This window comes from uncultured Veillonella sp., from assembly GCF_934190855.1.
GTDB lineage: Bacteria > Bacillota > Negativicutes > Veillonellales > Veillonellaceae > Veillonella.
Window position 1 is genome coordinate 1 of sequence record NZ_CAKPTN010000087.1, and the last position, 6997, is coordinate 6997.

The 6997-nt window shown below is 39.8% G+C and carries 7 protein-coding genes; 5 read left to right on the top strand and 2 right to left on the bottom strand.

Features of this window, described 5'->3' with window-relative positions; all coding sequences use genetic code 11:
* Nucleotides 1-517: 517 nt before the first annotated feature.
* Both Q0F90_RS06040 and Q0F90_RS06045 read right to left on the bottom strand, forming a co-directional pair.
* Nucleotides 518-793 carry a helix-turn-helix domain-containing protein gene (locus Q0F90_RS06040; protein ID WP_009352030.1) on the bottom strand — a complete coding sequence of 92 codons (276 nt, stop codon included), beginning with the start codon at nucleotides 791-793 and terminating at the stop codon, nucleotides 518-520.
* Nucleotides 780-1145: a type II toxin-antitoxin system RelE/ParE family toxin gene (locus Q0F90_RS06045; protein WP_296004178.1), complete on the bottom strand. Its 366-nt coding sequence runs from the start codon at nucleotides 1143-1145 to the stop codon at nucleotides 780-782. Before Q0F90_RS06045 ends, Q0F90_RS06040 begins: the two co-directional genes overlap by 14 nt.
* A 434-nt stretch (nucleotides 1146-1579) precedes the next feature.
* Between Q0F90_RS06045 and Q0F90_RS06050 the strand changes: the two genes are divergently transcribed.
* The 5 genes from Q0F90_RS06050 to Q0F90_RS06070 all read left to right on the top strand — a co-directional run.
* A complete protein-coding gene (locus Q0F90_RS06050) occupies nucleotides 1580-1951 on the top strand; it encodes a CGGC domain-containing protein (RefSeq protein WP_296004179.1) in 372 nt (123 codons plus the stop codon).
* A 253-nt stretch (nucleotides 1952-2204) separates the two neighbouring features.
* On the top strand, nucleotides 2205-3389 hold the full coding sequence (locus tag Q0F90_RS06055; protein ID WP_296004180.1) for a M48 family metallopeptidase: 1185 nt from the start codon (nucleotides 2205-2207) through the stop codon (nucleotides 3387-3389).
* A gap of 244 nt (nucleotides 3390-3633) precedes the next feature.
* Complete coding sequence (locus Q0F90_RS06060; RefSeq protein WP_296004181.1) at nucleotides 3634-4713, top strand: ABC transporter substrate-binding protein; 1080 nt, start codon at nucleotides 3634-3636, stop codon at nucleotides 4711-4713.
* A gap of 9 nt (nucleotides 4714-4722) precedes the next feature.
* Nucleotides 4723-5673: an ABC transporter substrate-binding protein gene (locus Q0F90_RS06065; protein WP_296004182.1), complete on the top strand. Its 951-nt coding sequence runs from the start codon at nucleotides 4723-4725 to the stop codon at nucleotides 5671-5673.
* A gap of 390 nt (nucleotides 5674-6063) precedes the next feature.
* Nucleotides 6064-6997, top strand: a 934-nt coding sequence (locus tag Q0F90_RS06070) for an aminotransferase class I/II-fold pyridoxal phosphate-dependent enzyme (RefSeq protein WP_296004183.1), incomplete at its 3' end; no start/stop codon positions are given.

The following is a 6997-nucleotide window of genomic DNA, read 5'->3' on the forward strand; positions in this document are numbered from 1 at the left end:
CGAACACAGTAGTTAAGCTCATAAACGCCGAAAGTACTTGGCTGGAGACGGCCTGGGAGGATAGGAAGCCGCTGATTGCTTAAAGGCACACCTGAGGGTGTGTCTTTTTTTGTGTATGGCTTCATATCCTCCCAGGGTACCTGGTAAGCAGGGCAGTAAAAGCAGGGCAGTAGAAGATGGAGGAGTGAAACGACGACAGATTCACTGCATCGCTTTCTTCCGAACGTAAAATTTACCAAGCTGCGAAGCAGGGAAGGGAAATCCACAGTGAGGATTGATAGGAAGCCGCGGCTAGTGGTAGGAGGTAAACTATTTCCATACGGTAACGAGGCACAACGTGCCAATGTTACCGAACTATAAATCAGTTGAGTAACTCAAAGTATATGTAAATTAAAGATTTTATGTAGATACACTGTGCCAATAAAATATAAACTATATGAGTTACTTTAAATTATGTCATCTGCTTTAAATATAATACCCCTATAAGCCACATTAAGCCGCTTATAGGGGTTTATTCTTATACTAAACTAATCTTTACTTGTTTATCTAAAGCAAATGCAATCTTACAGAGAGTACTAATACTTGTATTTGCACCTTGTTCTATTCTTGCAATTGTGGATTGAGGGACACCAGATTTTTCAGCTAAATCACGTTGTGTTAAACCGGCTGCTTCACGAGCTTTTGCAATCACTATAGCACTTTCTAGATTAGCCGATTCTTTTTCAAATCTGGCTTTAAACTTTGGATCTTTTAATTGTTCTTTCAGAAAATCGTCAAATTTAATTGTTGGCATAATATTCCTCCTCAAACTCGCGCCTAATTTGTTTGGCATGAATTATCTCTCTTTTAGGTGTTTTCTGCATTTTCTTAGTAAATCCATGAGTAATAATATATCTATTATTAATTACATGAAAGTATAATGCCCTTTGAATACTATTAGGACATTTAAGACGGATTTCATATAGATTTTTGTCCACTTTCTTTACCCACTGCATATATTGAGCAACTAACAATCCTGAATCCTGGATTTTATGTATTAATGAAAACATTTTATCCGAATCAGATTCAGTAAGTGATTCTAAAAATTCTAGAAATTCATTATGTCCATTAGGTCTTGTATAGAACTCAAATTTAGGTTTCTCCATCCCAATCCTTCTTTCCTTCATGATAGCATATATGCGTTCAAACCTCAATTTTAAAGTGATTGCTTATCCGATTTCTTATCTTTACTATATAAATAACTTAGTAGCTTTTTGTAGCTTAAAGAAATAATGGGCATAATTCTTCAGCTTGGTAATCACTATTCAAGTTTGTATGTATTTAACTATTCCTAAAGATCTAGAAATAGGAGAAATCAAGTTATATCATTTATTGTTATGATTTTCACTAGACTCATTTGAATCGTTGCTTATTTAATTTGATGGTACAGGTAAAATAAGAGATTAGGAACCCAAAATTTTATGATTGTGTCCTCAATTTACCTATCTATAATTAGCATTAATCAACGTGCTTCAGGATACATCTTTTCCTTATAGCTATGTTATACTAAGGTTTATACTATACTTTCAATGGAGGTCTTATGACTAAGAAAATTGCGGTTCTCGTGAATGAGGATACAATGCAGCGCTGTTCTTGTGGCGGTTGCTTAAAAGCATTTATGAATAAAGCGGATTCCTTTGAGCGTTATGCAGATGAGGATATTGAGTTGGTAGGTTTCACGCACAGTGGTGGTGATCTAGCCAAGAAAATTGAGTCTTTCAAGAAAAAAGGGGTTACTACGGTTCATCTTTCTACGTGTACTCGTGGTAAGAATGAGAATTATGAAAGCATCGCAGAACAGTGTGCTGAGGCAGGCTTTGATGTAGTAGGCTATACCCATGGTGCTGCGGTCTCCAAAGATGGTAAAGAAGCAGTAATACTTTCAGCAAAACCAGTCGTAGCTGATGAGTAGACTGTGATAGATAAACATTTTAAACAGAATAACGATCTATACTAGTAATACTACAAACTATTAGGTAATATTTAGCGTAAGCTAATTTATCTTAAACAGATGAATAATTGTTCCATTATTCATTTTGTATTTACCATACATCTTTACAATATGGATAGTGTGTAGAATTCCGTGTGGTATCTATATTTAAATAGCTATACATTTTTCCTGTATATAGCCTTTATTACTCCTTATATTTTGAGAGGTTGAGAGAATGAACAAGAAACTTACAGCGGCTACGTTATCTGTAGCTATGGCGGTGTCTATGGCACCTGCGATCATGCAAACAGCTCCTGTACAAGCAGCATCTGGCGCAGTACAGTCCTTAGCTGGTGGTGCTATTGCTATGGCTTACGTATCTACTGCTTTAAATAAAATGGATAATTCTGAGCAAGGCCAAAAAGAGAGCTTGGCTCGTACAAAAGAGAAAACAGGTTACTTGAACGACAGTGCCGCTCAAGAGCGTGTAAATCGCATTATGAAAACCTTAGAGGCTACGCCGAGCGTAAAACGTTCCTATGTTGTATATGCGAACCCTGATGAGGAGTTCAATGCTTTTGCAACGCTTGGTCGTGTTATGTCTATCAACAAAGGTGCGTTAGATACGCTTGATGATGATCAATTGGCGTACGTAATGGCCCATGAAATTGCGCATGGTGAGCATAAAGATATCATCAATGGCGCTAAGAAACAAATCGGTTTATCTACAGCAGTAGGTATCGCTGCAGGTGGTAGCGAAGGGGCTGCCATTTTATCCAACGTAGCAGGTAACTACTTGTCTAACCAAGTATTTACAATGAGCCAAGAAAAAGCAGCCGATGAATTAGGCTTCAAGATTTTAAGTGAATCTCCATACAATGTGGGCGGTGCCGCTGGTTCTATGCTAGTACTTCGAAACAAAGTAGGGGAACACTATCGTGAAGGGCTTTCACAAGTAGTAGTACCTAATAACCATCCTAAGTTAACAGATCGTGTGAACAATAACATTGCTCGCATGTACACATACTCTGGAAATCACGTAAATGTGGCTAAAGGCGCCGTTTATGTAAATGGCGATAATATCTATACCCCAGCTGCTAGCGGCCGCTATACAGGTGAAGAACGCGCTTTCTACATGGCTGGTAAACTAGCTCGTATGTACCATAACAACCAAGTGACACCAGGTTCTGCATCTTATAACGGTGGCACAGTAACGGTAGCGGGCCAAAATATCGTCACTACGCCGAATGCAGATGTAGCATTACAAGTGGCGACCAACCTAAATAATGCCTTTGTAAAACCGGCAGGCGCTGCCGTTAATGCTAAAAAGCCTGCTAAGGTTAAACAAGAAAAACCTAAAAAGGTAAAAGAAAACAAAAAAGCGAAAGACAATAAAAAAGCAGATAAAACTAAAAAATAATCACGCATACAGCGTGCCTGTGGGTTGTGTAGAAGGACAATCGAAATAAGCCAGATTGTCGTTCCTATATAATGAATACAAGAGGACTGAGCAAATGCTTGGTCCTCTTTTTTAGCAAATTCTTGGTCCGCTTCTTGGCGATTGCTGAGTCCTCTTTCTTGTATAGACCGCATACAATAGATACTGTATACTAAAGCTATAAATATTCGGTTAATCGTAAGTTGCAGATGAGAGAGGGGCGCTTATGAATCAAAAGAGAAGCATTTTTGGGGCCTTAAAATGGATTATGTTTAATTACATTTTTTTAGGCATCCTTATAGTGATTGGTCTAGTTATCGCTTTGGCACCAGATTTATTGGGTGATGTTATACCGCGACACGGCACAGTAGGCAAATTATTAACTTCACTGAATGAACGGAAGATTGAGGATAGTCAACATACGGTGATGACCGTACCTGATTATGTGCGGCGCGTTGTTACGATAGGTGAAAGTACGGTAGATATTATGGGTGCCATTGGTGGAGAGCCCTATATCGTGGCTACGGATGGATCAGCCTATTCCAGTTCCACTCATGTTAATGGTCGTGTAGAGCTAACGGTGGACTCCATTAAGTCCTACGAACCAGACGTGGTTGTAGCGCCAGACTCTACGCCTCCTAGCCTTGTGTCGTCCTTGCGCGCTGCCGGTATACCTGTCTTTGTGTATACGAAGAAAGATAGTTTTAAGGATATTATTTTAACGACTAAAACAATAGGAGAGATTTTTAAAGATAAAGATCCAGAACGAGAGTTTATTGTATCTAGACGTAATGTTAAGAAACTTGTAGAGCCTTACGAAAAGGATAAAAAGCCTGTCATTGCTTTATATAATAGCTCTCACGGCGTATATCGGTCGGGCATTGTACGGGATATGATTGAACAGGTGCATGGTATTGATGGAGCAGGCAATCTCGTTATAACCCAAAACGGCAAGGATCCTAAGATTTTCTCTGATGTGTCTTGGTACCGAGATCATAAAACGACGGTAGATATGAACCAATCTATGGGAACGAAAGCCGATTTGATTCGTATTAATCCAGATGTTATTTTTGTGCCTACCCGTTTTATCGATAAACTGCCAGATTACAAGCAAGATATTGATGCCATTATGAATGATCCTGACTTACAAAATGTAACGGCTGTTAAAAAAGGTTATGTCTATCCAGTACAGGAACTATTTGTGATGAGCTATTCTTGGAAAGCTTTCATGGCCATGGAACAAATGGCAAAATGGCTCTATGGTCCTAGCACCTATGAGGGCATCGTTAAATATAAGAGCGAATAAGGAGAGAGTATGCAATTAAAGCGTTTATTAATATTATTAGCCATCTTCGTGGGCGTTTTAGTCGTAGCCGTTATGGGTATGTACAAGTCTTGGAATGCTTTCACCAGTGGCGGCATTTTTGGTATGTTGAGCTCAAAGGGCATTTATAAGATGGTGGACGGCACTAGCGAGACGGTCATACTCGATCATAAGGCGGAGCGCATCGTTGCGGTTGGTCCTAATGCAGCGGACCTTGCGTCTGAACTCGCTGGTGATTCCGTGGTGGCTAGCACTGCGGCACCGTATCAATCGTCTAATGGCGTGAAACAACGAGTGGCCCTTGATGTGAAAGCTATCACTGCCTTGAAGCCAGATATTGTGATTGTAGAGGACGATGATGGTGCCACAGATCTTGTGAGGCCCCTTCGCGAGGCCGGTGTAAAGGTCGCACTTCTTAGAGCGCCTAAAACGGTAAAAGAGGTAGAGGATCAAACGCGCAACGTAGGACAGTTGTTGGGGCGATCTGATAAAGCGGAATCCCTTATTACAACGATGATGAACTACATCCGCGATACAGAGTCCTTGCGCTTTGCTCGCCGTGATGACCCGAAAAAGACCGTTGCCGTGTATAATGAAAATGGCTTGTATGGGGCGCCAGATACAATGATTCAAGACATGCTGAAATATGTAAATGTAGACAATGCGGCTACTAAGGCAGGCGTAAAATGGTCCTACATGGGTAAAAAGGATGACCTTATCAAGGTCGATCCAGATGTCATTATCGTGCCGACAGATGTGAAAGCACCGGGCTTTAACCGTGATGCGGTACTTAATAGCTACTATAATGATCCGGATCTTAAAAATGTTAAGGCCATTAAGAATAAAAAGGTAGTTATCATATCGAATGAAGCTATGATGGCTAAGACATACCACATTGGCCGCGGTATCTATAATATGGCTCAATTCGTGTATGAGCGTTAATATATAAATATGGTAGATATATGTATAGCTTTGTAGCCCTTTAATGGTTATATATTATATAATAATCATCACTCTGAAAGAGCCTTTACTTAGGCTCTTTCATTTTTACATTAATTTATCGTGGTATAGTAGTACAGCACTATGAGAGTTGTTTTCATTAGCCGATAAATTAGGCATATGTAAATAAGTATGTGTTATAAAACTATAGATTTTCTATAGTAAAAGCTCTATAATATTATGTATTATATATATATCTATCTATGTAATCGTATTTTATGTTTTGCTTTGTGATGTATCAGTTATTTACTTGTATAGCAGGTGTTTTGTTACTTTCACAGTTATCAAAACCTCCTTGTTGAGGAGGTTTATTTTCAGAGGAGTTGGATCGAAATGAAACAACCAGAATTGTCGCCGTATATGATGGCTCGCAAGCCGTCTGGCATTCGCTTAGGACAAATTAAATTCTTGGAACGTAAGAACCCGCCTATTTTGGTGAATGGTTCTATTGGTAATGTAATGCGTCCTATGCATCCCGCCATGCAGCGTAGGTTGTTCAACTTGGGCGGTGTGAATAGCCCGTTCCATAATGGCATCGTGCCATACGTACCAACTACAGGTACTGATGAATGTCGCGAAGCATTCCTACATATTTTACGCAGCCAAGGTTTCGATACAACGGGCCTAAATGTACTCGTAACAGACGGTGCATCCATGGCGATGGAAATCATCATGCTTGGCGTATGTGGTGGTGCAGGTGAAGAGGAACGTCCTCTTTTGATGTTTAACCCATCTTATACAAACTATGATGCGGTAGGCCTTCGCATTGGCCGTAAAACAGTGACTGTTGAGCGTGAGCTTAACGAAGATGGCGAATTTGAATTACCATCTGTTGAGACTGTAGAGCAACGCATTATTGATACTAAACCGGGCGCATTGCTCATCATTCCTTACGATAACCCGACTGGTCAATTATTCAGTAAGGAAACATTAATTGAATATACTAAATTATGCGTTAAGCATAATTTGTGGATTATCTCTGACGAAGCATACCGTGAATTGGCTTACGAAAAAGGGAAAGAAACATCTAGTATCTGGGCTTTAACCAATAAAGATGTGCCTGGTATCGAAGGCCGCCGTATCAGTCTTGAAACGGCTAGTAAGGTTTGGAATGCTTGTGGTCTTCGCATTGGTGCCATCATTACAGACAATAAATTGTGCTACGAAAAATCTGTTGCTGAATATACGGCGAACCTTAGTGCTAATACATTGGGCCAATATATCTTTGGCGCTTTGAAGCACGAGTCCTACGCACAATTGCACAACT

Coding starts and splice junctions, on each gene's coding strand:
- Q0F90_RS06055 (WP_296004180.1), top strand. CDS start 2,205: ATGAACAAGAAACTTACAGCGGCTACGTTATCTGTAGCTATGGCGGTG.
- Q0F90_RS06050 (WP_296004179.1), top strand. CDS start 1,580: ATGACTAAGAAAATTGCGGTTCTCGTGAATGAGGATACAATGCAGCGC.
- Q0F90_RS06045 (WP_296004178.1), bottom strand. CDS start 1,145: ATGGAGAAACCTAAATTTGAGTTCTATACAAGACCTAATGGACATAAT.
- Q0F90_RS06065 (WP_296004182.1), top strand. CDS start 4,723: ATGCAATTAAAGCGTTTATTAATATTATTAGCCATCTTCGTGGGCGTT.
- Q0F90_RS06040 (WP_009352030.1), bottom strand. CDS start 793: ATGCCAACAATTAAATTTGACGATTTTCTGAAAGAACAATTAAAAGAT.
- Q0F90_RS06060 (WP_296004181.1), top strand. CDS start 3,634: ATGAATCAAAAGAGAAGCATTTTTGGGGCCTTAAAATGGATTATGTTT.